A 26168-nucleotide genomic window follows, 5' to 3' on the forward strand; every position below is an offset into this window, starting at 1 on the left:
AGCATTTAATTCTGTAGGCGACCCACAGCTGCGGCAATGAGGCGCTCACGAGAGAGGAATTGCACTTTGGCAAAGAACTTCGCGGATTTCCGATACCTCAGTTTTGATGTCGTCGGCACGCTGATCGACTTTGAAGGGGGCATCAAGGATTGCCTTGCCGGTATCTGTGCGGAGGCAGGCGTGAAAGTGGACGGCGAAGAAGCGCTGACGCTCTACCGTGAAGCGCGCTATTCTGAGAATGCCGATCTCTTCCCGGACGACCTCGTGCGCGTCTATCTGGTGATCGCCCCGAAACTTGGTCTTCCCGCGGAGCCGGCATATGGCGAGCGGCTTCGAGACTCCGCCAGGGATTGGAAAGGTTTTGACGACAGCAAAGACGCCCTGGTCCGACTTTCCAAGAAGTATCGGCTGATCGCCATGACGAATGCCCGGCGCTGGGCGTTCGAGCACTTTGCCGAGGAACTTGGCAATCCATTCTATGCGGCCTTCACAGCCGACGATACGGGCACCGAAAAGCCCGATCCGGCCTTTTTCGAAAGGGTGTTCGATTTCGTCGCCAGGGAAGGCAACACAAAAGAGGATATCCTGCATGTGGCGCAGAGCCAGTACCACGACATCGGCATCTCGCGCCGTCTCGGCATGACGAATTGCTGGATCGAGCGGCGTCATTCACAAAAGGGCTACGGCGGCACGATCGAGCCGGAGCAGTTCACCCAACCTGATTATCACTTCACGTCCATGGTAGGCCTCGCCAATGCCATGGAGGAGGCCGACATTTAAAACCAACCTCTCAAACGGACAAAATCCGCCGCAATAAGGCGGACGCCACAGACAATTCAACAAAAGGGGAATGCCATGAACGCCAAGATCACGAACTGGACCAAAGCAGACGACATGATGGTGGAAAACGCCATCCGCCGCGGTGCAACCCGGCGCGAATTGCTTCAACTGATGCTGGCTGGCGGTGTCGCCACGGCGGCAGGCGGCCTCATTCTCGGACGGGCGTCGAAGGCAGTAGCCGCCGCGCCGGTTTCGGGCGGCACCCTGAAGGCGGCCGGCTGGTCGTCCTCGACCGCTGATACGCTCGACCCAGCCAAGGCGTCGCTCTCGACCGACTATGTGCGCTGTTGCTCTTTCTACAACCGCCTCACCTTCCTCGATAAGAGCGGCACACCGCAGATGGAGCTTGCCGAAGCGATCGAGTCCAAAGATGCGAAGACCTGGACCGTCAAACTTAGAAGCGGTGTTACCTTCCACGATGGAAAGCCGCTCACGGCAGACGACGTCGTCTTCTCGCTGAAGCGGCATCTCGACCCGTCGGTCGGCTCGAAGGTCGCGAAGATCGCCGCCCAAATGACGGGTTTCAAGGCAATCGACAAGCAGACGATCGAGATCACGCTTGCAAATCCGAACGCCGACCTGCCGACCATCCTGTCGATGCATCACTTCATGATTGTCGCAGATGGCACCACCGACTTCTCCAAGGCCAACGGCACTGGCGCTTTCGTCAAGGAAGTCTTCGAGCCAGGCGTGCGCTCGGTCGGCGTCAAGAACAAGAACTACTGGAAATCCGGCCCGAACGTTGATTCCTTCGAATACTTCGCCATCAGCGACGACAATGCCCGCGTCAACGCGCTGCTTTCGGGTGATATCCACCTTGCTGCCGCGATCAATCCGCGCTCGAGGCGCCTTGTTGAGACCCAAGGGGACAGCTTCGTGCTATCGAAGACGACCTCCGGCAACTACACCAACCTCAACATGCGGCTGGACATGGAGCCTGGCAATAAGCGGGATTTCATCGAGGGAATGAAGTATCTCGTGAACCGCGAGCAGATCGTCAAGTCGGCGTTGCGCGGCCTCGGCGAGGTCGGCAACGACCAGCCAGTGTCGCCCGCCAACTTCTATCGCAATGCCGATCTCAAGCCGAAAACCTTCGATCCGGACAAGGCGAAATTCCTTTTCGAGAAGGCCGGCGTCCTTGGTCAGTCGATCCCCGTGATCGCCTCCGAAGCAGCCTCCTCCTCGATCGACATGGCGATGATCATCCAGGCCGCCGGCGCCGAGATCGGCATGAAGCTCGACGTCCAGCGCGTTCCTTCGGACGGTTACTGGGATAATTACTGGCTCAAGGCGCCGATCCACTTTGGCAACATCAATCCACGCCCTACGCCAGACATCTTATTCTCGCTGCTTTACACCTCGGAAGCGCCCTGGAACGAGAGCCAGTACAAGTCCGCGAAGTTCGACAAGATGCTGATCGAAGCCCGCGGCTCCCTTGATCAGGCGAAGCGCAAGGAAATCTACAACGACATGCAGATCATGGTCGCCGAGGAAGCCGGCACGATCATCCCGGCCTATATCTCCAATGTCGACGCCACGACGGCCAAGCTCAGGGGCTTGGAAGCCAACCCGCTTGGCGGCCAGATGGGTTATGCCTTCGCGGAATATGTTTGGCTCGAAGCCTGATGAAGCAAGGGGCCGGGGCGAAAACCGTCCCCGCTCCGCTTTCAGATTGCGCTATAGTCCTCCAGCCGAACGCCTAAGGGAGCGCGCGTGTGAACCAGCAAGTCCTATCCCTCATCTCGAGCCGATTGCTTATCGCTCTGATCACGCTGGTGATCGTGTCGTTTGCGGTCTTCTTCGCCACGACGATGCTGCCTGGCGACACGGCGTCGATCCTCCTTGGCCAAGCCGCCACGCCGGAAGCCGTCGAAGGGCTTCGCAAGGCCATGCATCTGGATGAGCCGGCGATCTTGCGTTTCCTGCGCTGGCTCTCCGGCCTCGTGACAGGTGATCTTGGCACATCCTACGCCAACGACATGCCGATCGGCGAATTGATCGGCGGGCGCTTCGTCAACACGCTGAAGCTCGCCGGCGTAACCGCACTGTTTTCGGTCCCGATCGCGCTGACGCTCGGCATTACCGCGGCAATGCTGCGCGGCTCCCTTTACGACCGGATTGTCACCATTGTGACGATCGGCGTGATTTCGGTTCCGGAATTCATGGTTGCGACTTCGGCCGTCCTTCTCTTCGCTGTCTACCTCAAATGGCTGCCGGCGCTCTCGCTTGCCAATGAAGTCCATTCCCTTGCAGACGTGCTCCGGGTCTATGCCATGCCGGTCATCACGCTGACCTTCGTGGTTTCCGCACAGATGATCCGCATGACGCGTGCAGCGGTCGTGGAAACGCTCACCACACCCTATGTCGAAATGGCTCTTTTGAAGGGCGCTTCCCGGGGCCGCATCGTGCTTAAGCATGCGCTGCCGAATGCGCTTGGCCCGATCGTCAACGCGATTGCTCTCTCCCTCTCCTATCTGCTCGGCGGCGTGATTATCGTCGAGACCATATTCAACTACCCCGGCATCGCAAAATTGATGGTTGACGCGGTCGCCACGCGCGATCTGCCTCTGATCCAGAGCTGCGCGATGATCTTCTGTCTCGGCTATCTGGTCTTGACCACGCTTGCCGACATTATCGCCATTCTTTCCAATCCGAGGCTCAGATGACGACAGATATTCAACAACAGCAGCCAGCCGCACGCCGGATCGGCTACCGCTTCAATCTCGTCGGGGCCCTGGGGCTCAGCGTCATTCTCTTTTGGGCCTTTATCGCTATTTTTGCGCCGCTTCTCATTCCTTATCCAGTTGGCGAAATCGTCGACTTCGATTATTTCGGCCCGAGGTCGGCGCAGTTCTGGATGGGATCGGACTATCTCGGCCGCGATATCTTCTCGCGCATCCTAATGGGCGCGCGCTACACGGTCGGCATATCGCTCGCTGCCGTTTCAATCGCCTGCGTCACCGGCGTTGTCCTCGGCATGGTCGCCGCCGTAGCCGGCGGATGGACCGACTCACTTCTCAGCCGGTTTCTCGACGCGCTGCACTCCATCCCAAGCAAGCTGTTCGGGCTTGTCGTCGTGGCGGCCGTGGGTTCGTCGATCCCGGTCCTGATCCTCACGCTTTCGGTAGTTTACATCCCCGGTGCCTATCGTTTCGCCCGGGCCCTGGCAGTCAATGTCAACGCCATGGATTTCATCACCGTTGCGCGTATCCGCGGTGAAAATGTCTTCTATCTCATCGGCTCGGAAATCCTGCCGAACATCTTGGGTCCAGTGCTTGCCGATCTCGGCCTTCGTTTCGTGTTCATCGTGCTGCTCTTGTCTGGCCTCTCCTTCCTCGGCCTCGGCGTCCAGCCGCCCTATGCAGATTGGGGTGCGCTCGTGCGCGAGAATATCGGCGGTCTGCCTTTCGGCGCGCCAGCGGTGATCTTTCCATCGATCGCGATCGCAAGCCTTACGATCAGCGTCAACCTTTTGATCGACAACTTGCCCCAAAAGATCCGGGACCGGAGCGCATGATGGCTAACCTCGTTGAAATCCGTAATCTGAAGGTCGAGGCGAAGACCGATTCCGGCCGGATCGTCGAAATCATCAAGGACGTCAGTTTCGACGTCGCGGCGGGTGAGATCGTCGCGCTGATCGGCGAAAGCGGATCGGGAAAGACCACCATTGCGCTGACCCTGATGGGTCATGCGCGCACGGGCTGTCAGATTTCTGGCGGCAGCGTGATGCTCGCAGGCAAGGACATGGCGAAGCTTCCTGAAAAGGAACGCGCCGCCATTCGCGGCCGAGAAGTCGCCTATGTGCCGCAGAGCGCGGCCGCGGCCTTCAATCCTGCAGCGACGATCATGGACCAGGTGATCGAAGTCACCCGCATCCACCAACTGATGCCCGCCGCTGAAGCGAGACTACGTGCGATCGAGCTTTTCCGGGCGCTTTCACTGCCCAATCCCGAAACCATCGGCGAGCGTTATCCGCACCAGGTTTCGGGCGGCCAGCTGCAGCGTCTTTCGGCCGCGATGGCCCTGATCGGCGATCCTAAGCTCGTCATTTTCGACGAACCGACCACCGCGCTCGATGTCACGACCCAGATCGAGGTGCTGCGCGCCTTCAAGTCCGTGATGCGCAAGGGCGGCATTGCCGGCGTCTATGTCTCCCACGACCTCGCGGTCGTTGCCCAGATCGCTGACCGGATCATCGTCTTGAAGGGCGGCGAGATACAGGAGAGTGGCGCGACAGGAGATATCCTGTCGGATGCAAAGCATCCCTATACCCGCGAACTGCTCGCCGCCTTCGAACCCAAGGCGCGAGGCACACAGCCGGTTGTGGCAACGGACAATCCCCACATCCTTGAAATCGAGAACGTGTTTGCCGGCTACGGCGCGATCCAGGTGGACGGTCTGCCTCTGGTGAGCGCCGTCCGCTCGGTCAGCCTCAAGGTCGAGCGCGGCCGCAATCTCGGTATCATCGGCGAGTCGGGCTGCGGAAAATCGACATTGGCGCGAACGATTGCCGGCATTCTGCCTGCCTCTGCGGGACAGATCGTCTTCAACGGGCGCCAACTGGCGCAGAACGCCCGCCGGCGCACCCGCGAGCAACTGCGGGAATTGCAGATCGTCTTCCAATATGCCGATACCGCGCTCAATCCAGCCAAGTCGATCGAGGATATTCTGGCGCGGCCGCTCGTCTTTTATCACGGCATGGCCCGCAAGGCCCGTGACAAGCGGATCAACGAGCTTCTGAACATGGTGCAACTGCCTTCTTCCGTGCGCCACAGACGTCCGGCAGAGCTTTCCGGCGGCCAGAAGCAGCGCGTGAATTTCGCACGGGCTCTTGCTGCCGATCCGAAGCTGATCCTTTGCGATGAGATCACCTCGGCCCTCGACACGGTCGTCGCAGCAGCTGTCATCGATCTGCTCAAGGAGTTGCAGCGGGAACTCGGCCTCTCTTACATCTTCATCAGTCACGACCTTTCGGTAGTGGAAGCGATCTGCGACGAGATCGTCGTGATGTATGCAGGCGAAAAGGTCGAGGAGATCCTGCCGTCCAACAGAGAGAAGGTGCCGAAGCACCCCTATTCGCAGCTGCTCTTTTCCTCCGTGCCGAAACTCGATCCGAGCTGGCTTGACGGACTTGAACAGGATCCGGAACTGGTGCGCGCCTATTGCCGGCGCTGAGAAAACGCCACTTCCTCACAACGGAAAGAGGCTGGTCAGCGGCATGTGGGCCTTGACGATCGGCGACTTCAGCACCACGAAGCTGAAATACTTGTCGATGCCGATATCCAAATCCGTCAACCGTTCCATGATGGTCTGGTACTCGCCGATGCCGGCGGTCACGAACTTCAGCATGTAATCGTAGCCGCCGGAGACCAGGTGGCACTCGATCACCTGATCGACCTTCTCGACGGCCGCCAGGAAGCGGGCGAAATCGATCTGCCTGTGATTCTTGAGGGTAATCTCGGTGAAGACCGTGAGCGTCTGACCGAGCTTGCCCACATTCACCTGGGCGGAATAGCCGACGATGTAGCCTTCCGCCTGCAGCTTCTTCACCCGCATGAGGCAGGGGCTTGGCGAAAGGTTGACCAATTCGGCAAGCTCGACATTGGTAATGCGGCCATTCTTCTGCAGCTCATAGAGAATTTTGACGTCGATCCGATCGAGTTTCATGCGAGCCCTGCCATGTTGGTGTCTCCGAAAGGCAACCGCAGCAGAAAATGCTGCGTTATGCCGATCCGACCATAGCATATAAGCCCCTCCTGTCATTACCGGTGCGTTCGCCTCGTCAAGCATAAACGGTTGCAGCAACGCGCAAGCACGGTAGAAAATGCTGACCTCTCTTGAACTCCAGCTACGTCTTTCTTGGCCAGGCGGTAGATTGATGGCTAAAGCTGGAGACGCCGATGCCTGCCCCCCTTCAAAAAATCGAAACGAAGCAAGCCCTACCTGAAAGCGCTGATGCGGTGATCATCGGCGGCGGCATCGTCGGCGTCTTCACGGCCTACTATCTTGCACGCCGGGGCCTGAAAGTCGCCCTTGTTGAGAAAGGCCTGATCGGTGCTGAGCAGTCGAGCCGGAACTGGGGGTGGTGCCGCCAGCAAAACCGCGACGCACGGGAACTTCCGATCGCGACGAAGAGCCTCCACCTGTGGGAGCGATTTGCGGCCGAAACAGGCGAAGATACCGGGTTCCGGCGCTGCGGCCTCCTCTACCTCAGCAACAATGAGACCGAGCTTGAAGGCTGGGCGCGCTGGCGCGATTTTGCAACAACCGCAGGCGTGACGACGCATATGCTCGACAGCGTTCAGGCAGCCGAACGCGGAAAGGCCAGCGGCCGACTGTGGAAAGGTGGGGTCTTTTCGCCATCGGACGGGACTGCCGATCCCTCGCGCGCCGCACCGGCCGTTGCCCGAGCAATCATGAAACTCGGTAGCAGCGTGCATCAGAATTGCGCCGCGCGCGGCATCGAGACGACGGCTGGCCGATTGAGCGCCATTGTTACCGAGAAAGGAACCATCCGGACGCGTATGGCCATCATGGCTGGCGGCGCCTGGGCTTCGTCCTTCTGCCGCCAGCTCGGCGTCCGCTTTCCGCAAGCCTCCATCCGCTCGTCCATCCTTTCTGTTTCGGCCGGGGCGGACGGTCTGCCGGATGCGCTCCACACCGCCGAAATATCGATTACCCGGCGGGGCGATGGCGGTTTCACTTTGGCCATCAGCGGGCGCGGGCGGATCGACCCGACACCGCAGCAGCTTCGTTTCTCAAAAGAATTTCTGCCGATGTTCGTCCGTCGCTGGCGCAGCCTTGCGCCCGGCGGCACAGAAGGCTGGCGCTCGGGCCATGAGAGCCTGGCCCGTTGGCGTCTTGATGCTCCGACGCCGATGGAGCGGATGCGCATCCTCGATCCTGATCCGCATCGCAACACCGTTGCGCTCACTCATCGCCGCGCCTGCGCGCTTTTGCCTTCTCTGGCTGCGACAACCATAACGGCAGCCTGGGCGGGATATATAGACAGCACGCCGGACGGCGTGCCAGCCATCGGCGAAATAGCCTCGGTCCCGGGCTTTATCCTTGCCGCCGGCTTCAGCGGACATGGCTTCGGCATTGGCCCGGGCGCCGGGCATCTGATCGCCGATATCACCACCGGCGCAGAGCCGTTGGTAGACCCACGGGCCTATGATCCAAGCCGCTTTGAGAACTCCGCCTGGGGGAAGGTTGCCGACTTCTAAAATGCGTATTTCTTGTGCATTAGTTTTTGATGCTTAATTTTGCGGCTTTCAACTTGCCTGTTCTGTTGCGGTGCGTCATAAATGGCGCATGAGCCGTTTCGACCTGACGATCCTTGTCATAGATGAAAATGCGATCCGCGCCTCGATCATCGAGGAGGGGCTGCAGGAGGCCGGCCACACGCGCGTCACCGTGATTCACGAGGTCCAGGGCGTCGCGCGCATCATCGAGACGCTGAAGCCCGACGTCATCATCATCGACATCGAGAACCCGAACCGCGACATGATGGAGCACCTGTTCCAGCTGACGCGAACGGTCAGCCGGCCGATCGCGATGTTTGTCGACCGGTCCGATACAGCTTCGATCGAAGCGGCCGTCGAGGCCGGCGTCTCTGCCTATATCGTCGACGGGCTGAAGAAGGAGCGGGTGAAACCGATCCTCGATATGACCGTCAGCCGGTTCAATGCCTTCAGCCGCCTGCAGCGGGAACTCGCTGACGCAAAATCGGCGCTCGAGGAGCGCAAGGTCGTGGAGCGCGCAAAGGGCATTCTGATGAAGATGCGCGGCCTTTCGGAGGAACAGGCTTTCGCGCTGCTACGCCAGACGGCGATGAACGAGAAGAAGAAGATGTCCGAGATCGCGCAAAGCGTCGTGACGGCAGCAGGATTGCTGATGTGACCCGGTGCCACGCCCATTCGATTGTCCGGAGGACTGCGGAGTGAATGCAGTGACGAGAATTGACACCCAGCAAGGGCGCGTCTCCGCGCCTTCACGACTCAGCAGCGAAGGCCCACGCGTTCTTCGCGCCGGCTTCATCCCGCTTGTCGACGCCTCGGTGCTGGTTGCAGCCGCGGAGTTCGGATTTGCCGAGAAGGAGGGTTTAACCCTCGATCTGGTCAGGGACGTTTCATGGGCGAATGTTCGCGACCGCCTGGCCTTTCGCCAGTTCGACATAGCCCATATGCTCTCGCCGATGCCCGTGGCGGCAATGCTTGGACTGGGCTCGAACCCCTCCCCGACCATCGCGCCCTTCTCACTCGGACGCGGCGGCAATGCGATCACCCTTTCCACGCGCCTCTTCGAACGGATGCGCGAAGCAGCAAACGTTTCGGAAGCAGCCAGCGCCCTTGAAAGCGCGCGCGCCTTTGCATTGGTGCTGAACCAGATGCGGTTGGCCGGCGAGCCGGTGCCGACACTCGGGATGACCTATCCCTTTTCCTCGCACAATTATGAATTCCGCTACTGGCTGGCCGCGGGCGGCATTGATCCCGACAAGGACGTCAAGCTCATCGTCGTGCCGCCCCCGCTCACCTCCGATGCCCTGGCTGCCGGCGCAATCGACGGCTTCTGCGTCGGCGCGCCCTGGAATATGGTGGCGTCCGAGCGCGGCGTCGGGCGGATCGTTGCGACGAAGCAGGACATCTGGCCCTCGGCGCCGGAAAAGGTCATCGGCATGCGGCCGGATTGGGCCGAGAGCCATCCGGAAACGGTCTCCCGGCTGATCGTGGCGCTGGATGCCGCAGCGCGCTGGTGCGATCATGCCGAAAACCACGACGCGCTGGCTGCGGTACTTGCCGATCAGCGCTATATCGCAGCACCCGTCGAAATCATCCGGCGTGTGCTAGCCGGCGAGTTCAGCCTGGACGCCAAGGGCAACCGCCGCATCGTCGACAATTATTTCATGTTCCACCGCGGCTACGCGAACTATCCGCGGCCGAGCCAGGCGCTGTGGATCTACAGCCAGATGATCCGCTGGGGCCAGGCGGCAATCAACTTAAACAGCGCACGCGCGGCAGCGTCTGCCTATCGGCCCGATCTCTATAGGACAGCGCTCGGCGACACATGCACGCCGCCGGACGCCGATGTCCGAGTCGAAGGCGACAGCGACGGTGACCGCTTCATGGACGGCAGTATCTTCGATCCGGCGCGCCTCGGGGAGTATGTCGACGGATTTTCAGTCAAGAACACCCTGCCCTTTGTTCCGACTGCCGGCGAGGTCTGATCTTCTGCTGCTTTGCACAAAAGGCCGGCAGCAGTTTGCGTTGGAAACGGCATTAGCACAAAATATGCACATTCTTATTTTAGGCCTAAAATTTAGGCATCGTCGCTGGTAGTGCTGATCCCCCTTTGATTTCAATGAGCTAGATCTCCGACCGGAAACTGGCATGCCGCTTGCAGGGATAATCTTGCCCGGATCAACGGCGATCTTGGCGGATAAGCGCGTGATAAGCGCTTGCAAAAGACATCGACGTCGCACGGTTTTTGCTGTCCGGGAACTCTCCCTTCCCGCAGACGCAATCTCCGGGCGGCGTTTTTTTTATTCCGAAAATTCCTGCGACGACCAACAAGGGGAACCAGCGCATGAACAAGATCCTCACAGGCGGCATAAGCCGCCGCAGCCTCCTGAAAACGACCGCCGCGACTGCCTTGATCGGCGCAGTCCGCACCGCTTTTCCCTCCGGCGCCTTTGCCGCAGCCGCAGCACCTGAAGTCACGGGCGCTAAACTCGGCTTCATCGCGCTGACCGACGCTGCTGCGCTGATCGTTGCCAAAGAAAAGGGTCTTTTCGAAAAACATGGCCTTCCCGATGTCGAGGTCGCCAAACAGGCGTCCTGGGGCGCAACACGCGACAATCTGGTTCTCGGCGGCGCTTCGAACGGCATCGACGGCGCCCACATCCTTTCGCCGCTGCCTTATCTCATGCATACGGGCAAGGTGACGCAGAACAATCAGCCAGTAGCGATGGCGCTGCTGGCGCGTCTGAATTACGACAGCCAGGGCATTTCCGTCGCCAAGGAATATGCCGATACCGGAGTCCAACTCGACGCATCCAAGCTGAAGGCGGCCTTCGAGAAGAAGAAGGCCGAAGGCAAGGAAGTGAAGGCCGCCATGACCTTCCCGGGCGGTACTCATGACCTTTGGATCCGCTACTGGCTTGCCGCCGGCGGCATCGACCCGGACAAGGACGTCTCGACCATCGTCGTGCCGCCGCCGCAGATGGTGGCGAACATGAAGGTCGGCAACATGGATGTCTTCTGTGTCGGCGAACCTTGGAACGAGCAACTCGTCAATCAGGGGATCGGCTTTACCGCAGCAACGACCGGCGAGCTGTGGAAAGGACATCCCGAAAAAGCGCTCGGAATGCGGGCCGACTGGGTCGAGAAGAACCCGAACGCCACGAGAGCCCTCTTGATGGCGGTGATGGAAGCCCAGCAATGGTGCGACAGCATGGACAACAAGGAGGAAATGGCGACCATCCTCGGCAAGCGTCAATGGTTCAACGTTCCACCGAAGGACGTACTTGGGCGCCTCAAGGGCGACATCAACTACGGCAACGGCCGTGTCGCCCACGGCACCGATCTTTACATGAAATTCTGGGCAGGCGGCGCCTCCTACCCCTTCAAGAGCCACGACACCTGGTTCATGGCCGAGAATGTGCGCTGGGGCAAGTTCGCGCCCGACACCGACATCAAGGCCCTCGTTGACCAGGTCAACCGCGAGGATCTCTGGCGTGATGCGGCCAAGGCTCTGGGTGTCGCCGCAGCCGACATTCCCCCTTCCCCTTCCCGGGGCAAGGAAACCTTCTTCGACGGCAAGGTCTTTGATCCGGAAAATCCGTCCGCCTATCTCGATAGCCTTGCCATCAAGGCCGCATCCTGATCCCCACCTCCGGCGCGCGACAGGCGCGCCGGCCTTTTATTTCCGACGAGGAGCCCTTCATGTCCGCCCTGGCAAAGAAAGAACCCATACCGGCAAAGATTGCGCCGAAGGCCGCAAATGTCGTCCGGCTTGCAGGCCCGCCGGCTCCCCGGATCGATGTGCGTGGCCTTGCGATGGCGGCAGCGCGCAACATCGTGCCGCCGCTTGTCGTGCTTGCGATCATTTTGACCATCTGGCAGGTGCTCTGTTCGTCGCCCGACGCCTCACTGCCCTCGCCGCACCGGGTCTGGCAGGAAAGCTTTGATCTGATCGCTTATCCGTTCTTCAACTATGGCTCGCAGGACATCGGGCTTGGCTGGCGCGTCATGATTTCGCTCCAGCGCGTCGCCTACGGCTTCGGCCTTGCCGCGGTCGCCGGGGTCGTGATCGGCGCCGTCATCGGCCAATCCGTCTGGGCCATGCGCGGTCTCGATCCGATCTTTCAGGTGCTGCGCACCGTCCCGCCGCTTGCCTGGCTGCCGCTGTCGCTCGCCGCTTTCCAGGATTCCAACCCTTCTGCGATCTTCGTGATCTTCATCACGTCGATCTGGCCGGTGATTATCAACACGGCGGTCGGCGTACGCAACATCCCACAGGACTACCGCAACGTGGCGCAGGTGCTGCGGCTTAATCATTTCGAATTCTTCTTCAAGATCATGCTGCCATCGGCAGCGCCCTACATCTTTACGGGCCTCCGTATCGGCGTCGGTCTCTCATGGCTTGCAATCGTCGCAGCCGAGATGCTGACTGGCGGCGTCGGCATCGGCTTCTTCATCTGGGATGCGTGGAATTCGTCGCGCCTGCCCGACATCATCGTCGCCCTGGCCTATATCGGTGTTGTCGGCTTTGCCCTCGACAAGCTGGTGGCCGCTGCAGGCCGGTTGATCACCCGCGGCGCTTCGGCCAACTGAGAGGAATACCCATGACCGCCTATCTCAAGCTCGACCACATCGACAAGCATTTCGACCGGGCCGGAACGCGCACCGAAGTACTGAAGGGCATCAGTCTGACGATCGCCAAAGGCGAGTTCGTGTCGATCATCGGCCATTCCGGTTGCGGCAAGTCCACACTTTTGAACCTGATCGCCGGACTGACGCCGGTCTCAGCCGGCGCTGTGCTTCTCGAAAACCGGGAAGTCAACGCCCCCGGCCCGGAACGCGCCGTCGTGTTCCAGAACCACAGCCTGCTTCCCTGGCTGACGGTCTACGAAAACGTCAACCTCGCAGTCTCCAAGGTGTTCGGCAGTTCCAAGAGCAGGGCCGAACGCCACGACTGGGTCATGTCCAACCTCGACCTCGTGCAGATGGCACACGCCAAGGACAAGCGCCCCTCGGAAATCTCCGGCGGCATGAAGCAGCGCGTCGGCATCGCCCGCGCGCTCGCGATGGAGCCGAAGATCCTGCTGCTCGACGAGCCTTTCGGTGCGCTCGATGCGCTGACCCGCGCCCATCTGCAGGATGCAGTGATGGATATTCATGCCCGTCTCGGCAATACGATGGTGATGATCACCCACGATGTCGACGAGGCCGTGCTGCTCTCCGACCGCATCGTGATGATGACCAACGGCCCGGCCGCCAAGATCGGGGAAGTCCTCGACGTGCCGATCGCCCGGCCCCGCAACCGCATCGAACTCGCCTCGGACCGCACCTACCTCAAATGCCGCGAAGCCGTTCTGAAATTCCTCTATGAACGCCATCGCTTTGTCGAAGCCGCGGAGTAAACTCTTAACCAGCACGGATGCGATATGGCTTGATATTGCGTCTCTCTTATCGCATCTGCGGCACCGTGTCCGTTCGCTCCTGCACTATCGGCACACTGTATCGAATGAATGCCAATAACCTGTGGCGCCGGTCTTATGAAAACTAGCAGTCTGAACGTCCTGGTCATTGATGAGAACCGCATTCGCGCCTCGATCATCGAGGACGGCTTGCGCGAGGCCGGCTATGACAGGGTCACGATCATCGACGACATGCATGGCCTTGCCAAGCGCATCACCGAGATCAATCCCGATGTCATCGTCATCGATCTCGAAAACCCGAACCGCGACATGCTTGAGAGCATCTTCCAGATATCGCGCGCGGTGAAGCGACCGATCGCCATGTTCGTGGACAAGTCCGATGAAGCCTCGATCGAGGCTGCCGTCGAGGCAGGGGTTTCCGCATATATTGTCGACGGCCTGAAACAGGAGCGCGTCAGGCCCATTCTCAAGATGGCGATCAGCCGTTTCAATGCCTTCGCGCGCCTCAGCCGCGAGCTGGAAGAAACACGCGGCGAATTGGAAAAGCGCAAACTGATCGATCGCGCCAAGGGGCTGCTGATGCGCAGCCGCGGGCTGTCGGAAGAAGAGGCCTACACGCTGTTGCGGCGCACGGCCATGAACCAGAACAGGAAAGTCGTCGAGATCGCTCAAAGCCTCCTCACCGCGGCAAGCCTGCTTGATCCAGGAGCGGACGTATGAGGAACAGGTATGACATTACCGCGGGCTTTGTTCCGCTTCTCGACAGCGCCCTCCTCGCCGTCGCCAAGGAAAAGGGCTTTGCCGAAACGCAGCAACTAGGCCTCACCCTCGTGCGGGAGCGCTCCTGGGCAACGATCAGGGATCGGCTGGCGGTGGGTCATTTCGAAGTGGCGCACATCCTTGCCCCAATGCCGATCGCCTGCAACCTTGGCCTCATGGCACCCGCGCCACGCATGATCGTACCGATGGCGCTTGGGCTTGGCGGAAATGCAGTTACCGTTTCCAGCGCCTTGTGGCGGGACATGGCCGACCACGGCGCAGCCGATCCCCTCGATGCGCGCTTAAGCGGTGCGGCGTTGAAAAGCGTGATTTCGCGGCGGGCAGGCGACAGGCTTCGTTTCGGTATCGTCCACCCTTATTCGGGACATAACTACGAACTGCGCTATTGGCTTTCTGGAAGCGGCATCGATCCGGATCGCGAAATCGAGATCGTGACCCTTCCGCCGCAGGATATGGGTGACGCGCTGAAGGCCGGTGCGATCGAGGGTTATTGTGTTGGCGAACCGTGGAATACCTTTGGTGTTTTAGAACGCGGCGCGCAGATCGCAACGGTCAAGGCGGCAATCTGGAAATCCAGTCCCGAAAAGGTACTGGGCGTGAACGGGCGGTGGGGCGACAGCCATCCTGAAGCCCTGTCGGCACTGCTGAGAGCGCTTTACAACGCATCGCTCTGGTGTGCTGATACAGCCAATCACGAGGAGCTTGCCGTCCTGCTTTCAGGGCCGGCCTATATCGACAGGCCTGTTGAATTGCTACGCCCGTCCGTCACCGGCGCACTCAGAACCGGCCGACATGCCACGCAGACGGTCGAGGACTTCTTCGTTCCGCACGCCAAGGCGGCAACCTTTCCATGGAAGAGCCACGCGCTCTGGTTCTACACACAGATGGTCCGGTGGGGCCATGTCGACCACACCGCGATGCATCAAACGGTTGCCGGCAACACCTATCGGCCGGATATCTACCGCAGGGCCCTGAAGTCGCTCGGCGTTGCCATGCCGGCTGCGAGTTCGAAAGTAGAGGGCGCCTTGCAGGTCGAAACACCGGTCGGCTCCAGCGGCACCCTGACGCTCGGCCCGGATGGATTTTTCGACGGCAAAATCTTCGATCCCGATCGTGTCGATGAGTATATCGCTGCTCAAAAGCAGGCTTAGCATGACGCCTATTTTGTATGCATTGCACAATATTTGACCGAAGATGCGGTGACTTTCGGGATGCCTATTCCGACCATTAAGGGCGACTTGCGGCTCAAAACAGCATAAATGGCGCAAATCTCAACTTGGCACGACCCTTGCATAGATAATAGCGAGGCCGAAGGGCCGCATTTTTCGGCGTCCAACGACGGGCGCCTCAAGCAAAGCCGCTGATCAGGACATCCCGCGCATTCCGTGTGTGCGCGACCTGGCCAGCGGCTTTTTGTTTTAACTCTCAACGATGGATTGGCACGACATTGTCGCGCCCCGGAGAAGCCATGCCTTTTTCTGAGAAAACACAGTCCATGTCTGCTGGTGAACCAGCCAGAGCATTGTGGATTTCGACGGTCGCCTTCACCGTCTGCTTCGCTGTCTGGACGATCTTTGCGATTATAGGCATTCGCATCAAGCAAGAGCTCGGGCTCAACGAGGCCGAATTCGGATTGCTTGTGGGCACCCCTGTGCTGACCGGCTCGGTCGTCCGGATCCTGCTTGGTATATGGACCAGCCGCTACGGTGGCCGTCTTGTCTACACGCTCACGATGTTGGCAGCAGCAGTCGCAACCTTCCTGCTCTCCTACGCAACGACCTATGCAGAGATGCTGATTGCAGGACTTGGGGTAGGCCTTGCGGGCGGCTCCTTCGCGGTCGGCGTCGCATATGTCTCGCCGTTCTTTCCGCCGGACAAACAAGGGACTGCGCTCGGGATTTTCGGTGCCGGCAATGTCGGGGCTGCCGTTACGAAGTTTGCGGCACCCTTCGTGCTGATCGCCTGGGGATGGCAGGCAGTTGCCGAGATCTGGGCTCTCGTTCTTGCGGCAACGGCCATCATCTTCTGGTTTTCGACCACAGACGACCCGGCATTTCGGGATCGTCGCTCTCGCGGCGTTGGATCCAAGAGCTTCTTGGAGGAGTTCGCTCCGCTCAGGAGCGTTCAGGTCTGGCGCTTCTCGCTCTATTATTTCTTCGCCTTCGGTGGCTTTGTCGCCCTCTCGCTATGGTTGCCCCGCTACCTGGTCGGCGTCTACGGCTTCAATTTGGAAGCCGCCGGCATGATCGCTGCGGCCTATTCCATTCCAGGCAGCATCTTTAGGGCATTCGGCGGCGTCCTGTCCGACAAGAAGGGCGCAAGAAGCGTCATGTATGCGATGCTGGCCGTTTCCGCCGTGGCCACCCTCATTCTTTCGCTGCCGGCTGCGGCCGCGTCTGCGTCCGGGTCGGATCCTGCCTTCGGCGTAACTCCCGTCATCTTCATCGTCGTCATCTTCGTGCTCGGCTTCTTCATGAGCCTCGGCAAGGCGGCCGTCTACAAGCACATTCCGGCCTACTATCCCGAAAGCGTCGGCGCAGTCGGCGGCATCGTCGGGATGATGGGCGGCCTTGGCGGCTTCATCCTTCCGATTGCCTTTGGGCTCCTCAAGGACATCACCGGCCTTTGGTCCAGCTGTTTCCTGCTGCTCTTTGTAATCGTCGTGGCTTCACTCATCTGGATGCACCTGTCCGTAAAGCAACTGTCGCGCCAAGGGCACTCCGCGCCCGCGGTGGCTGCCACCTAATCTGAGGACTTGGAAAAATGACCCAAAAACTCGTTATCATCGGCAACGGCATGGCACCCGGGCGCATGCTCGAGCACCTTTTCGAAAAGGCCCCGGGACAATACGAGGTCACGATCTTCAATGCCGAGCCGCGCGTCAACTACGACCGCATCATGCTGTCGCCGGTTCTCTCCGGTGAGAAGGACTACGAACAGATCATCATTCACGGCGACGGCTGGTACATCAAGCACGGCATCATGCTCTATAAGGGCCACAAGATCGTCAACATCGATCGCGCAGCCAAGACCGTCACCTCCGACCACGGCGTCACGGAGAGCTACGACAAGCTGGTGATCGCCACCGGCTCCGTGCCCTTCATCATCCCGGTTCCCGGCAAGGACCTGCCGGGCGTCATCACCTATCGCGACCTTGATGACGTGCAGGCGATGCTGCTGGCGGCTCAGTCGAGGGAAAAGGCGATCGTCATCGGCGGCGGCCTGCTCGGCCTCGAAGCGGCTGCCGGCCTTGCGTCGCGCGGCATGGACGTCACTGTTTTGCATGTCATGCCGACGCTGATGGAGCGCCAGCTCGATCCTGCGGCCGGCTATCTTCTGCAGAAGGCTGTCGAAGAACGTGGCATCAAGGTCATCACCAAGGCCAACACCAAGCAGATCGTCGGTAACGGCAGGGTCGAGGGCATCGAACTCGACGACGGCCGCATCATTCCGGCAACGCTGGTCGTCATGGCCGTCGGCATCCGCCCGAGTGTCGGGCTGGCGAAGGACGCTGGTATCGCCGTCAATCGCGGCATCGTCGTCGACAACGGCATGCAGACCTCTGATGGCAGCATCATGGCGCTCGGCGAATGCGCCGAAGTGGGCGGACAGGTCTATGGTCTCGTCGCACCGCTTTATGAAATGGCCCGCGTGGCCGCCTCGCATCTTTCGGGCGACACTTCGGCCGCCTTCGTTCACTCCGACACCCCGACCAAGCTCAAGGTCACCGGCATCGACCTCTACTCGCTCGGCGATTTCGCCGATGGCGACGACCGCGAGGAGATTGTGCTCCGCGACGCCTCGGCCGGCGTCTATAAGCGCCTCGTACTGAAGGACAACAAGATCATCGGAACGGTGCTCTACGGCGAAACCGCAGACGGCGCCTGGTTCAACGATCTCAAGAAGAAGCAGACCAATATTTCCGAGATGCGCGAGACGCTGATCTTCGGACAGGCCTACCAGGGAGGGTCCCCGCTGGACCCTATGGCGGCCGTTGCAGCCTTGCCGGATGATGCGGAAATCTGCGGCTGCAACGGCGTATGCAAGGGCAAAATCACTTCGACGATTACGGCCAAGGGCCTGACATCGCTTGACGACGTGCGCGCCCATACCAAGGCTTCCGCATCCTGCGGCTCCTGCACCGGACTTGTCGAACAGCTGATGGCGCTGACGCTCGGCGACAGCTACAATCCGGCTGCCGTCCAGCCGATGTGCACCTGCACCGAGCTCGGCCATGACGACGTCCGCCGCCTCATCAAGGCCAAGGGGCTGAAAACCATTCCCGCCGTCATGCAGGAACTGGAATGGAAGACCTCCTGCGGCTGTGCCAAATGTCGCCCGGCGCTCAATTACTACCTCGTCTGCGACTGGCCGGATGAATATGCCGACGACTACCAGTCGCGCTATATCAACGAGCGCGTCCACGCCAACATCCAGAAGGACGGAACTTATTCCGTCGTGCCGCGCATGTGGGGCGGCGTCACCAACGCTGCCGAATTGCGCGCCATCGCCGATGTCGTCGACAAGTTCGAGATCCCGATGGTCAAGGTGACCGGCGGTCAGCGCATCGACCTGCTTGGCATCGAGAAGGAAGACCTGCCCGCCGTCTGGGCCGATCTCGGCAAGGCAGGCTTCGTCTCCGGCCAGGCCTATGCCAAGGGCCTGCGCACGGTAAAGACCTGCGTCGGCTCCGACTGGTGCCGCTTCGGCACGCAGGATTCCACAGGTCTTGGCATCCGCATCGAAAAGTTCATGTGGGGTTCCTGGACGCCGGCAAAGGTCAAGATGGCAGTCTCCGGATGTCCGCGCAACTGCGCCGAGGCGACCTGCAAGGACGTCGGCGTCATCTGCGTCGACTCGGGCTACGAAATCCATTTTGCCGGTGCCGCCGGTCTCGACATCAAGGGCACCGAAGTGCTCGGACTGGTGAGGAGCGAGGACGAGGCGCTGGAGCATATCGTGGCGCTGACGCAGATGTACCGCGAGCAGGCCCGCTATCTCGAGCGCATCTACAAGTGGGCCAAGCGCATCGGCCTCGACGAGGTCCGCCGCCAGATCATGGGCGATGCCGAAAAGCGCAAAGCCTATTACGACCGCTTCGTCTTTTCCCAGAAATTTGCTCAGGTCGATCCCTGGTCGGAGCGCGTCTCCGGCAAGGACAAGCATGAGTTCAAGCCGATGGCGACGATTGGCTACCCACAGGCTGCAGAGTGAGGAGATGGACATGAACTGGATCGCAATTGGTGACATCTCCGATATCCCGCTGCGCGGTGCGCGCTGCGTGAAGACGCCGCAAGGCAAGATCGCCGTCTTCCGCACGGCCGAAAACGAGGTCTTCGCCATTGAGGACCACTGCCCGCACAAGGGCGGCCCGCTCTCCCAGGGCATCGTGCATGCCAAGGCGGTCACCTGCCCGCTGCACAACTGGGTGATCTCGCTTGAAACCGGCAAGGCGCTCGGCGCCGATAAGGGCGAGGTGCGGACCATTCCGGTCCGCAATGAGGACGGCGCCCTCTTCATCGCCCTCGAAAGCTTGATGATGGCGGCGGAATAGATGGCGGAAGAGGTCAAGACCACCTGTCCCTACTGCGGCGTTGGCTGTGGCGTCATCGCCAAGATCGCCGATGACGGCACTGTGTCCGTCAAAGGCGACCCGGACCACCCGGCAAATTTCGGGCGGCTGTGCTCGAAGGGTTCGGCGCTTGCCGAAACGATCGATCTCGACGGCCGCGTCTTGCATCCGGAGATCGCAGGACGGCGGGCCGGCTGGAATGACGCTCTTGATCTCGTCGCGCACCGTTTTTCGGAGACGCTTGCCGAGCATGGGCCAGACTCCGTTGCTTTCTACGTCTCCGGCCAGCTGCTGACCGAGGATTATTACGTCGCCAACAAGCTGATGAAGGGCTTCGTCGGCTCGGCCAACATCGACACCAATTCGCGCCTGTGCATGTCGTCTTCCGTTGCCGGCCACCGCCGCGCCTTCGGCGCCGATACCGTGCCCGGCACCTATGAGGACCTGGAACTGGCCGATCTGGTGATCCTTGCGGGTTCCAACCTCGCCTGGTGCCACCCCGTCATCTATCAACGGCTGGCTGCAGCCAAGGCGGCACGCCCCGGCATGAAGGTCGTCGTCATCGACCCGCGCCGCACGATGACTGCTGATATCGCCGATCTGCATCTGGCGATCCGGCCTGACAGCGACGTGGCACTGTTTGTCGGTCTCTTCGCGCATCTGATCTCTAGCAACGTCATCGACCAGAATTACGTGGCGGAGCATACGAACGGCTTTGCGGAATGCTTCGCAACGGCTTCCGCAGTGTCTTTCAACGACGTGCTGGAGCACACCGGCCTGCCTGCCATGCAGCTTCGCGAATTCTACCGCCTGTTTGCGGCAACGGAAAAGGTCGTCACCTGCTACAGCCAAGGTGTCAACCAGTCCTCGTCGGGCACCGACAAGGTCAACGCAATCATCAATTGCCACCTTGCAACCGGGCGCGTCGGCAAGCCTGGCATGGGGCCCTTCTCGCTCACCGGCCAGCCGAATGCGATGGGTGGCCGCGAGGTTGGCGGGCTGGCGAACATGCTTGCGGCCCACATGGCGATCGAAAGTGCCGAGGACCGCGACCGCGTACAGCGCTTCTGGCAGTCGCCGGCGATTGCCGAAAAGCCGGGTCTTAAGGCCGTCGACATGTTCAAGGCGGTCGGTGACGGCCGCATCAAGGCGCTGTGGATCATGGCGACGAACCCGGTGGTCTCGCTTCCCGATGCCGATGCCGTCGAGGCCGCGATCAAGGCCTGCCCCTTCGTCGTGGTCTCCGACGTCCTTAAGGATACCGATACCGCGCGTCACGCCGATGTCCTCCTGCCGTCCCTCGGCTGGGGAGAAAAGACCGGCACCGTCACCAATTCCGAACGCCGCATCTCGCGCCAGCGGCCTTTCCTCGATGCTCCAGGCGAAGCCCGTGCGGATTGGTGGCAATTTGTCGAGGTCGCGCGCCGCATGGGCTTTGCCGATGCTTTCGCCTTTGCCTCGCCGTCAGACATTTTCGACGAGCATGCCGCGCTCTCCGCCTTCGAAAACGATGGCGGCCGCGATTTCGACATCGGCGCCTATGCCGGCATCGAGAAAGCCGCCTATGACTCGATGGCGCCCTTCCAGTGGCCGCAGCCGACCGGCGACGAGAGGGCCATAACCCGCTTCTTTGCGAAGGGCGGCTTCTTTCATGCCGATCGCAAGGCACGCTTCATCGCGGTCGAGCCGGCCGTGTCCGACCGCACCAGTGCCGAATACCCGTTTACGCTGAACACCGGCCGCATCCGCGACCAGTGGCACACGATGACACGCACGGGCAAGAGTGCCCGCCTTTCCGCTCATATCGCCGAGCCTTTTGCCGAGCTTCACCCTCGGGACGCCATGGAAATCGGTATCGGCAATGCCGGCCTGGTCGAGATCGAGAGCCCGCACGGCAAAGCTGTCGTCCGCGCGCTGATCACAGGCCGCCAAGCCCGTGGCAGCATCTTCGTGCCCATGCATTGGAACGATCAATTTGCCGCCAAGGCGCGCATCGATGCCGTTGTTGCCCCGCTCACCGATCCCTTCTCCGGCCAGCCGGCTTCGAAGAACGTCGCGGTGGCAGCCCGGCCGTTTAAGGCGGCGCGTTACGGCTTTGCAGTCTGCAGGTTGAAGCCGGAAGCCCTCGATTCCACCTACTGGGCGCTTGCCAAGGCAGATGGCGGCTGGCGGGTAGAACTCGCCTTCGATCACGCGATCGACGATTGGTGCGATTGGTGCCGAACCACGTTCGGCATTCCTGACGGCATCGATCCGCTCGGCTACGCCGACCAGCAGTCGGGCGATCTGCGGCTCGCCTTCTTCGACGGCACGCGCCTGCTTGCCGGGCTGTTCCTCGCCCGCGAACCGGTCGCCGTCGCCCGCAACTGGGCGATCTCGCAGCTTGCCGCCGAACATGGCGACTTGCGCAAGCGCTTCGCGCTTGTCGCCGGCCGCCCCGGCGCCGGCAAGCCGGACCCGGGCGCCACGGTCTGTTCCTGCTTCAGCGTCGGCGTCAACCAGATCGTCGCGGCGGTTCGCGGCGGTTGCCACAGCGTCGAAGCCGTCGGCAAAGAACTTAACGCCGGCACCAACTGCGGCTCCTGCCGCGCCGAGATCAGGGGGATCATCGATGGATGTCTTGCAGCAGCCGCGGAATGATAATCCTGCCCGCATGGAGCCGCTTGCAAAGCTGCCCGTCTTCTGGGCGCTTGAAGGCAAGCGGTGTGTTGTCGCGGGCGGGACTGATGGCTGCGCCTGGAAGGCGGAACTTCTCGCCGCCTGCGGCGCTCATGTCGAAATCTACGCCGAAACGCTGAGCGACACGTTCAAGGCTCTCCTTGGCCGCACGCCAGAGCACCCCGCAGCCAGGTTGACCCACCATCCGAGGCATTGGCAGACGGAAGCGCTGACGGGAGCCACTATCGCCATTGCCGATTGCGACGACGATGCGCAAGCCAGGCGCTTCTTCGAAGCGGCACGGAAACTGGGTGTTCCGGTCAATGTCATCGACAAGCCCGATTTCTGCCAGTTCCAGTTCGGGTCGATCGTCAACCGCTCCCCCGTGGTTGTCGCGATCTCGACGGATGGCGCAGCCCCCATTCTTGCCCAAAACATCCGCCGCAAGATCGAGACGCTGCTTCCGCGTACGCTGAAATCCTGGGCCGAACTTGCCCAATCGATGCGTGGCAAGATCAACGGAATGCTTGATGCTGCTTCCGCGCGGCGTCTTTTCTGGGAAAAATTCGCCGACATGGCGTTCGACGGTTCTGCCGACCGCGACGCCGAAAAGCGGCTTTTGCTTGCCGCCCGCGGCCTGAAATCGACCGCAAGCACAACCGGACGCGTGACCCTCGTCGGTGCCGGTCCCGGCGATGCAGAGCTCCTGACTCTGAAGGCGGTCCGCGCCCTGCAGGCGGCCGACGTCATCCTCTTCGACGATCTCGTTTCAGCCGAGGTACTGGAGCTCGCCCGGCGCGAGGCCAAGCGCATGCTGGTCGGCAAGCGGGGCGGTCGCACCAGCTGCCGCCAGGAAGATATCAACGCGATGATGGTGAAGCTTGCAAAGGCAGGCAAGCGCGTCGTCCGCCTCAAGTCCGGCGACCCGATGATCTTCGGCCGCGCCGGCGAAGAGATCGCCCACCTTGATCGCGAGAACATCCCGGTTGACGTCATTCCCGGCATCACGGCCGCAAGCGCCATGGCCTCGCGCCTTGGCATTTCGCTGACCCATCGCGACTGCGCCCAGTCGGTACGCTTCATCACCGGCCATTCCCGCCATGGCGGATTGCCGGTGGATGTCGACTGGGCCGCCGCCGCCGATCCGCATGCGACCACTGTTTTCTACATGGGCGGCAGGACAGCGCCACTCATTGCCGACCGGCTGATCGCCGAAGGGCTCCCGCCCGGGACGCCGGCCGTCATCATGAGTGACGTGAGCCGCGCCACGCAGCGTGAATGGCACGGGCATCTCGGCGCTCTTGCCAACGGCATAAGCGAGATCGGTTACGACAACCCCGTCCTGATCGCGATCGGGGATGTTTTTGCCGCCCGGCAAAGATCCATGGATGCCGCGCCACAATCGGCCGCCGCGTCTTCCTGAGAAGCAGGCTGGCAACCTGAAGTGCCTGATGGCCTTGGCCATGCGTGAGAAGACGCCAATCGGTCGCGGCCGCGAAACGCATGGTCACCCGCGTCATCTGCACCGAAGATAGAGACGAGGCATGGGAGTCCGCCAAGAGGCGCATCCAGAAAGGTTCGGAAAATCCATGCCGACGAGCACTTCACCTACGACGATCTCGCGAGCCTAACGGGGCTGAACCGCGTCAATCACCGCAAGGAATACGAGACTGAGGACGAGAGTTTGCGGGCCTTGGGCCACAGTTCTACCTTTCTTCGGCGGCTTTTTCATCCAGTGCAGCCAAATCCTCCAGAAGGCGTACCGGCAAATCCATCCGCTCATGCAGGATGCTCATCACACCTAGATCGCCATTATTCAATTCGCGGAAAAACACATAATGCCGCCCATATCGGCTGAAATACGCCTCGCGTTTGACGTCAGCCGGCACCGCAAGCTTCTGCGGAAGCTTTCGCCATATCGCCTTGTCATCGCACAACCGCTGCAAATGGGTATGCAATCCCGTGATGTAGGTCACGGCTTGCTTATCACCCCATTTCTCGACGGTGTCGCGCCAAATCTTGTCCTGAGCGGCATCAGCTCGCGGATAGAACCGATAGGCAACCATTGTCAGCGGCGCTGATTACGGCGGATTACGTCCTCGGCCGTGACGGTGACAAATTCACTATCGTCCGCGCGCATGGCGGGGGCCAGTTCCTTTTGCAGCGCCTCCCATGCCTCATCACGGGTCTGCAAATCCCGACGGATCAAGGCACGAATGTACTCGCTGGCATTTTCGTAAAGACCACCCTCACCGATTTGCTGCTGGATATGGGCTTGCAACTGACCACCGACCTTCACATGGATGCTTCCCGATGCCATTGGCAATATCCTTTCGTTCTGCACTTATTGTGGGTTGCGTAGCACATATTGTCAATAAACATCACACTTGCCACTGGATCGGTTCGCTGTACCCCCGCAGGCATCTTGCGTGGCGAACACTCGCAACGGCGCGAAGCATCGCGCGATCCAGTCAGGGCCGTCCTGCAGGTGCCAAACTCTTCCTGCTGACCAGTGAGGGCCTCAGCAGGAGATGTTCCGGTTCGCTGCGGCCTTCGATCCTCGACAGAAGCGCCCGTGTCGCCGCTTCGCCGAGTTCCCTGCCCGACTGGTCGATGCTTGCCAGATTGATCAGGCTAAGAGCCGCGGTCGCGGAATTGTCGTAGCCGATCATCGCCAGGTCTTCGGGTATCCGGACGCCCATTTCCGCGGCCGTGCTCAAAAGCGTAATGGCATCGAGATCGCTCCAGCAGAAGACAGCGTGAGGCCTGTCACTTCGCGCCAGGAACGACCGCATTGCCTTTTCGCGCTTAGGAGAATTGACTGGAATATGGAAGATCGGTGCTGAGGAGCCAAGGCCTGCTCGCTGCATGGCGCGTCGGTATCCGATTTCACGCTGATGAACAACGGAAACCTTGTGGCCTTCGCGGGCCCCCAGGCTGAGCATCTCGATGTCGCGGTAGCCGCACTCGAGTAACGCCTCCACCGCGATTTCTGCCCCTCGCTGGTCATCGGCATTCACCGTGTCGAAGGTCTCCGCCTTCGGATCATGATAGCCGACAGCGACAATTGGAATTTGCGCGGCGAATTTTGCGATAATTTCAGACGGCAGGCGAGGAGCGACGAGGATGAGCCCATCCATCTTGTAGTCGATCATCGACTCGATGAGAGAGGTTTCCAGTTGCGTGCGCGCCTCGCTGACACCGATCATCGCCTGGTAATGCGACGGCGCCAGGACGCCATTCACACCGTCGATGACCTCGGGCAGGAACGGATTGCGTATGTCGATAAGGAGCAATCCTATCGTGAACGTGCGCCCGCGCAGGCCACGCGCGGTCCTTGACGGCCGATATCCCAACTCTTCGATCGAACCGGTCACTTTGGCGCGAAGGTTCTCGCTCACTCCGTATGCATCGCGCATGACCTTTGAAACCGCCGCAACAGATACACCTGCATGCGCCGCAACCGTCCGTATCGTCACGCGGTCGCGCTTTGCAGGCTTCGACTTCTCTTTGATTGGCATGAAATCCTCAGTTGCGTTCTGCAAGCCTTGCCGCCTCGCCAAATCACCATGGCAGACCAATCGCAAAATATCTATTGCACTCCCAGAAAAAATGTAGAACGTTATACGGAGAACGTTCTACAAACATGCGGAGGAT

At 60.7% G+C, this 26168-nt stretch carries 22 protein-coding genes; 18 read left to right on the forward strand and 4 right to left on the reverse strand.

What is annotated here, in order from left to right; translation table 11 throughout:
• The first annotated feature begins 36 nt into the window (after positions 1 to 36).
• The 5 genes from N2599_RS27830 (at position 37) to N2599_RS27850 (ending at position 6015) form a co-directional block, all read left to right on the forward strand.
• Complete coding sequence (locus tag N2599_RS27830) at positions 37 to 780, forward strand: HAD-IA family hydrolase (protein ID WP_156915275.1); 744 nt, start codon at positions 37 to 39, stop codon at positions 778 to 780.
• A gap of 75 nt (positions 781 to 855) precedes the next feature.
• Entirely contained in the window at positions 856 to 2466 is a 1611-nt protein-coding gene (locus N2599_RS27835) for an ABC transporter substrate-binding protein (protein WP_027510277.1), read from the forward strand.
• An 89-nt stretch (positions 2467 to 2555) separates the two neighbouring features.
• Positions 2556 to 3506: an ABC transporter permease gene (locus N2599_RS27840; protein WP_027510278.1), complete on the forward strand. Its 951-nt coding sequence runs from the start codon at positions 2556 to 2558 to the stop codon at positions 3504 to 3506.
• On the forward strand, positions 3503 to 4357 hold the full coding sequence (locus N2599_RS27845) for an ABC transporter permease (RefSeq protein ID WP_037142046.1): 855 nt from the start codon (positions 3503 to 3505) through the stop codon (positions 4355 to 4357). The genes N2599_RS27840 and N2599_RS27845 overlap by 4 nt, the downstream gene beginning before the upstream one ends.
• Positions 4357 to 6015, forward strand: coding sequence for an ABC transporter ATP-binding protein (locus N2599_RS27850; protein WP_027510280.1), 1659 nt, complete (start codon positions 4357 to 4359; stop codon positions 6013 to 6015). Before N2599_RS27845 ends, N2599_RS27850 begins: the two co-directional genes overlap by 1 nt.
• Positions 6016 to 6030: 15 nt before the next feature.
• Here the strand turns inward: N2599_RS27850 and N2599_RS27855 are convergent, their stop codons facing one another.
• Positions 6031 to 6507, reverse strand: a complete 477-nt coding sequence (locus tag N2599_RS27855) for an Lrp/AsnC family transcriptional regulator (RefSeq protein ID WP_027510281.1) — start codon at positions 6505 to 6507, stop codon at positions 6031 to 6033.
• A 233-nt stretch (positions 6508 to 6740) separates the two neighbouring features.
• Here N2599_RS27855 and N2599_RS27860 point away from each other — a divergent pair, with 233 nt between their 5' ends.
• From N2599_RS27860 to cysG, 13 genes are all read left to right on the forward strand, one after another.
• Entirely contained in the window at positions 6741 to 8066 is a 1326-nt protein-coding gene (locus N2599_RS27860; RefSeq protein ID WP_027510282.1) for an NAD(P)/FAD-dependent oxidoreductase, read from the forward strand.
• An 88-nt stretch (positions 8067 to 8154) separates the two neighbouring features.
• A complete protein-coding gene (locus N2599_RS27865) occupies positions 8155 to 8742 on the forward strand; it encodes an ANTAR domain-containing response regulator (protein WP_027510283.1) in 588 nt (195 codons plus the stop codon).
• 49 nt (positions 8743 to 8791) lie between these two features.
• A complete protein-coding gene (locus tag N2599_RS27870; protein WP_156915276.1) occupies positions 8792 to 10066 on the forward strand; it encodes a CmpA/NrtA family ABC transporter substrate-binding protein in 1275 nt (424 codons plus the stop codon).
• 359 nt (positions 10067 to 10425) lie between these two features.
• Entirely contained in the window at positions 10426 to 11724 is a 1299-nt protein-coding gene (locus N2599_RS27875; protein WP_027510285.1) for a CmpA/NrtA family ABC transporter substrate-binding protein, read from the forward strand.
• Between the two features lie 59 nt (positions 11725 to 11783).
• Entirely contained in the window at positions 11784 to 12674 is an 891-nt protein-coding gene (ntrB, locus tag N2599_RS27880; protein WP_027510286.1) for a nitrate ABC transporter permease, read from the forward strand.
• 11 nt (positions 12675 to 12685) lie between these two features.
• Positions 12686 to 13483 (forward strand): ABC transporter ATP-binding protein, encoded by a 798-nt coding sequence (locus N2599_RS27885; protein WP_027510287.1) that lies wholly within the window; start codon positions 12686 to 12688, stop codon positions 13481 to 13483.
• Positions 13484 to 13618: 135 nt separating this feature from the next.
• Positions 13619 to 14221 carry an ANTAR domain-containing response regulator gene (locus N2599_RS27890; RefSeq protein WP_027510288.1) on the forward strand — a complete coding sequence of 201 codons (603 nt, stop codon included), beginning with the start codon at positions 13619 to 13621 and terminating at the stop codon, positions 14219 to 14221.
• Positions 14218 to 15432 (forward strand): CmpA/NrtA family ABC transporter substrate-binding protein, encoded by a 1215-nt coding sequence (locus N2599_RS27895; RefSeq protein WP_027510289.1) that lies wholly within the window; start codon positions 14218 to 14220, stop codon positions 15430 to 15432. The genes N2599_RS27890 and N2599_RS27895 overlap by 4 nt, the downstream gene beginning before the upstream one ends.
• 317 nt (positions 15433 to 15749) lie before the next feature.
• On the forward strand, positions 15750 to 17027 hold the full coding sequence (locus N2599_RS27900; RefSeq protein ID WP_027510290.1) for an MFS transporter: 1278 nt from the start codon (positions 15750 to 15752) through the stop codon (positions 17025 to 17027).
• A 17-nt stretch (positions 17028 to 17044) separates the two neighbouring features.
• A complete protein-coding gene (gene nirB / locus N2599_RS27905; RefSeq protein ID WP_027510291.1) occupies positions 17045 to 19495 on the forward strand; it encodes a nitrite reductase large subunit NirB in 2451 nt (816 codons plus the stop codon).
• A 4-nt stretch (positions 19496 to 19499) separates the two neighbouring features.
• Positions 19500 to 19835, forward strand: coding sequence for a nitrite reductase small subunit NirD (gene nirD, locus N2599_RS27910; RefSeq protein ID WP_027510292.1), 336 nt, complete (start codon positions 19500 to 19502; stop codon positions 19833 to 19835).
• The gene (locus N2599_RS27915) at positions 19836 to 22493 is read left to right on the forward strand and encodes a nitrate reductase (RefSeq protein ID WP_027510293.1); all 2658 of its coding nucleotides are present in this window, start codon (positions 19836 to 19838) and stop codon (positions 22491 to 22493) included.
• Entirely contained in the window at positions 22465 to 23934 is a 1470-nt protein-coding gene (gene cysG, locus N2599_RS27920; RefSeq protein ID WP_027510294.1) for a siroheme synthase CysG, read from the forward strand. The genes N2599_RS27915 and cysG overlap by 29 nt, the downstream gene beginning before the upstream one ends.
• 283 nt (positions 23935 to 24217) lie before the next feature.
• On the opposite strand, the gene N2599_RS27925 is transcribed toward cysG, so the two are convergent.
• The 3 genes from N2599_RS27925 to N2599_RS27935 form a co-directional block, all read right to left on the reverse strand.
• A complete protein-coding gene (locus N2599_RS27925) occupies positions 24218 to 24577 on the reverse strand; it encodes a type II toxin-antitoxin system RelE/ParE family toxin (RefSeq protein ID WP_027510295.1) in 360 nt (119 codons plus the stop codon).
• A gap of 2 nt (positions 24578 to 24579) precedes the next feature.
• Positions 24580 to 24831 (reverse strand): ribbon-helix-helix domain-containing protein, encoded by a 252-nt coding sequence (locus N2599_RS27930; protein ID WP_027510296.1) that lies wholly within the window; start codon positions 24829 to 24831, stop codon positions 24580 to 24582.
• Between the two features lie 151 nt (positions 24832 to 24982).
• Positions 24983 to 26032 carry a LacI family DNA-binding transcriptional regulator gene (locus N2599_RS27935; RefSeq protein ID WP_027510297.1) on the reverse strand — a complete coding sequence of 350 codons (1050 nt, stop codon included), beginning with the start codon at positions 26030 to 26032 and terminating at the stop codon, positions 24983 to 24985.
• Between the last annotated feature and the right edge of the window lie 136 nt (positions 26033 to 26168).

It is taken from the genome of Rhizobium sullae (genome assembly GCF_025200715.1).
Classification (GTDB): Bacteria; Pseudomonadota; Alphaproteobacteria; order Rhizobiales; family Rhizobiaceae; genus Rhizobium; species Rhizobium sullae.

Excerpts from the sequence above, each read along its gene's own strand:
- N2599_RS27830 (WP_156915275.1), top strand. The coding sequence starts at position 37 with ATGAGGCGCTCACGAGAGAGGAATTGCACTTTGGCAAAGAACTTCGCG.
- N2599_RS27835 (WP_027510277.1), top strand. The coding sequence starts at position 856 with ATGAACGCCAAGATCACGAACTGGACCAAAGCAGACGACATGATGGTG.
- N2599_RS27845 (WP_037142046.1), top strand. The coding sequence starts at position 3,503 with ATGACGACAGATATTCAACAACAGCAGCCAGCCGCACGCCGGATCGGC.
- N2599_RS27850 (WP_027510280.1), top strand. The coding sequence starts at position 4,357 with ATGGCTAACCTCGTTGAAATCCGTAATCTGAAGGTCGAGGCGAAGACC.
- N2599_RS27855 (WP_027510281.1), bottom strand. The coding sequence starts at position 6,507 with ATGAAACTCGATCGGATCGACGTCAAAATTCTCTATGAGCTGCAGAAG.
- N2599_RS27860 (WP_027510282.1), top strand. The coding sequence starts at position 6,741 with ATGCCTGCCCCCCTTCAAAAAATCGAAACGAAGCAAGCCCTACCTGAA.
- N2599_RS27865 (WP_027510283.1), top strand. The coding sequence starts at position 8,155 with ATGAGCCGTTTCGACCTGACGATCCTTGTCATAGATGAAAATGCGATC.
- N2599_RS27875 (WP_027510285.1), top strand. The coding sequence starts at position 10,426 with ATGAACAAGATCCTCACAGGCGGCATAAGCCGCCGCAGCCTCCTGAAA.
- ntrB (WP_027510286.1), top strand. The coding sequence starts at position 11,784 with ATGTCCGCCCTGGCAAAGAAAGAACCCATACCGGCAAAGATTGCGCCG.
- N2599_RS27885 (WP_027510287.1), top strand. The coding sequence starts at position 12,686 with ATGACCGCCTATCTCAAGCTCGACCACATCGACAAGCATTTCGACCGG.
- N2599_RS27890 (WP_027510288.1), top strand. The coding sequence starts at position 13,619 with ATGAAAACTAGCAGTCTGAACGTCCTGGTCATTGATGAGAACCGCATT.
- N2599_RS27895 (WP_027510289.1), top strand. The coding sequence starts at position 14,218 with ATGAGGAACAGGTATGACATTACCGCGGGCTTTGTTCCGCTTCTCGAC.
- N2599_RS27900 (WP_027510290.1), top strand. The coding sequence starts at position 15,750 with ATGCCTTTTTCTGAGAAAACACAGTCCATGTCTGCTGGTGAACCAGCC.
- nirB (WP_027510291.1), top strand. The coding sequence starts at position 17,045 with ATGACCCAAAAACTCGTTATCATCGGCAACGGCATGGCACCCGGGCGC.
- nirD (WP_027510292.1), top strand. The coding sequence starts at position 19,500 with ATGGACATGAACTGGATCGCAATTGGTGACATCTCCGATATCCCGCTG.
- N2599_RS27915 (WP_027510293.1), top strand. The coding sequence starts at position 19,836 with ATGGCGGAAGAGGTCAAGACCACCTGTCCCTACTGCGGCGTTGGCTGT.
- cysG (WP_027510294.1), top strand. The coding sequence starts at position 22,465 with ATGGATGTCTTGCAGCAGCCGCGGAATGATAATCCTGCCCGCATGGAG.
- N2599_RS27925 (WP_027510295.1), bottom strand. The coding sequence starts at position 24,577 with ATGGTTGCCTATCGGTTCTATCCGCGAGCTGATGCCGCTCAGGACAAG.
- N2599_RS27930 (WP_027510296.1), bottom strand. The coding sequence starts at position 24,831 with ATGGCATCGGGAAGCATCCATGTGAAGGTCGGTGGTCAGTTGCAAGCC.
- N2599_RS27935 (WP_027510297.1), bottom strand. The coding sequence starts at position 26,032 with ATGCCAATCAAAGAGAAGTCGAAGCCTGCAAAGCGCGACCGCGTGACG.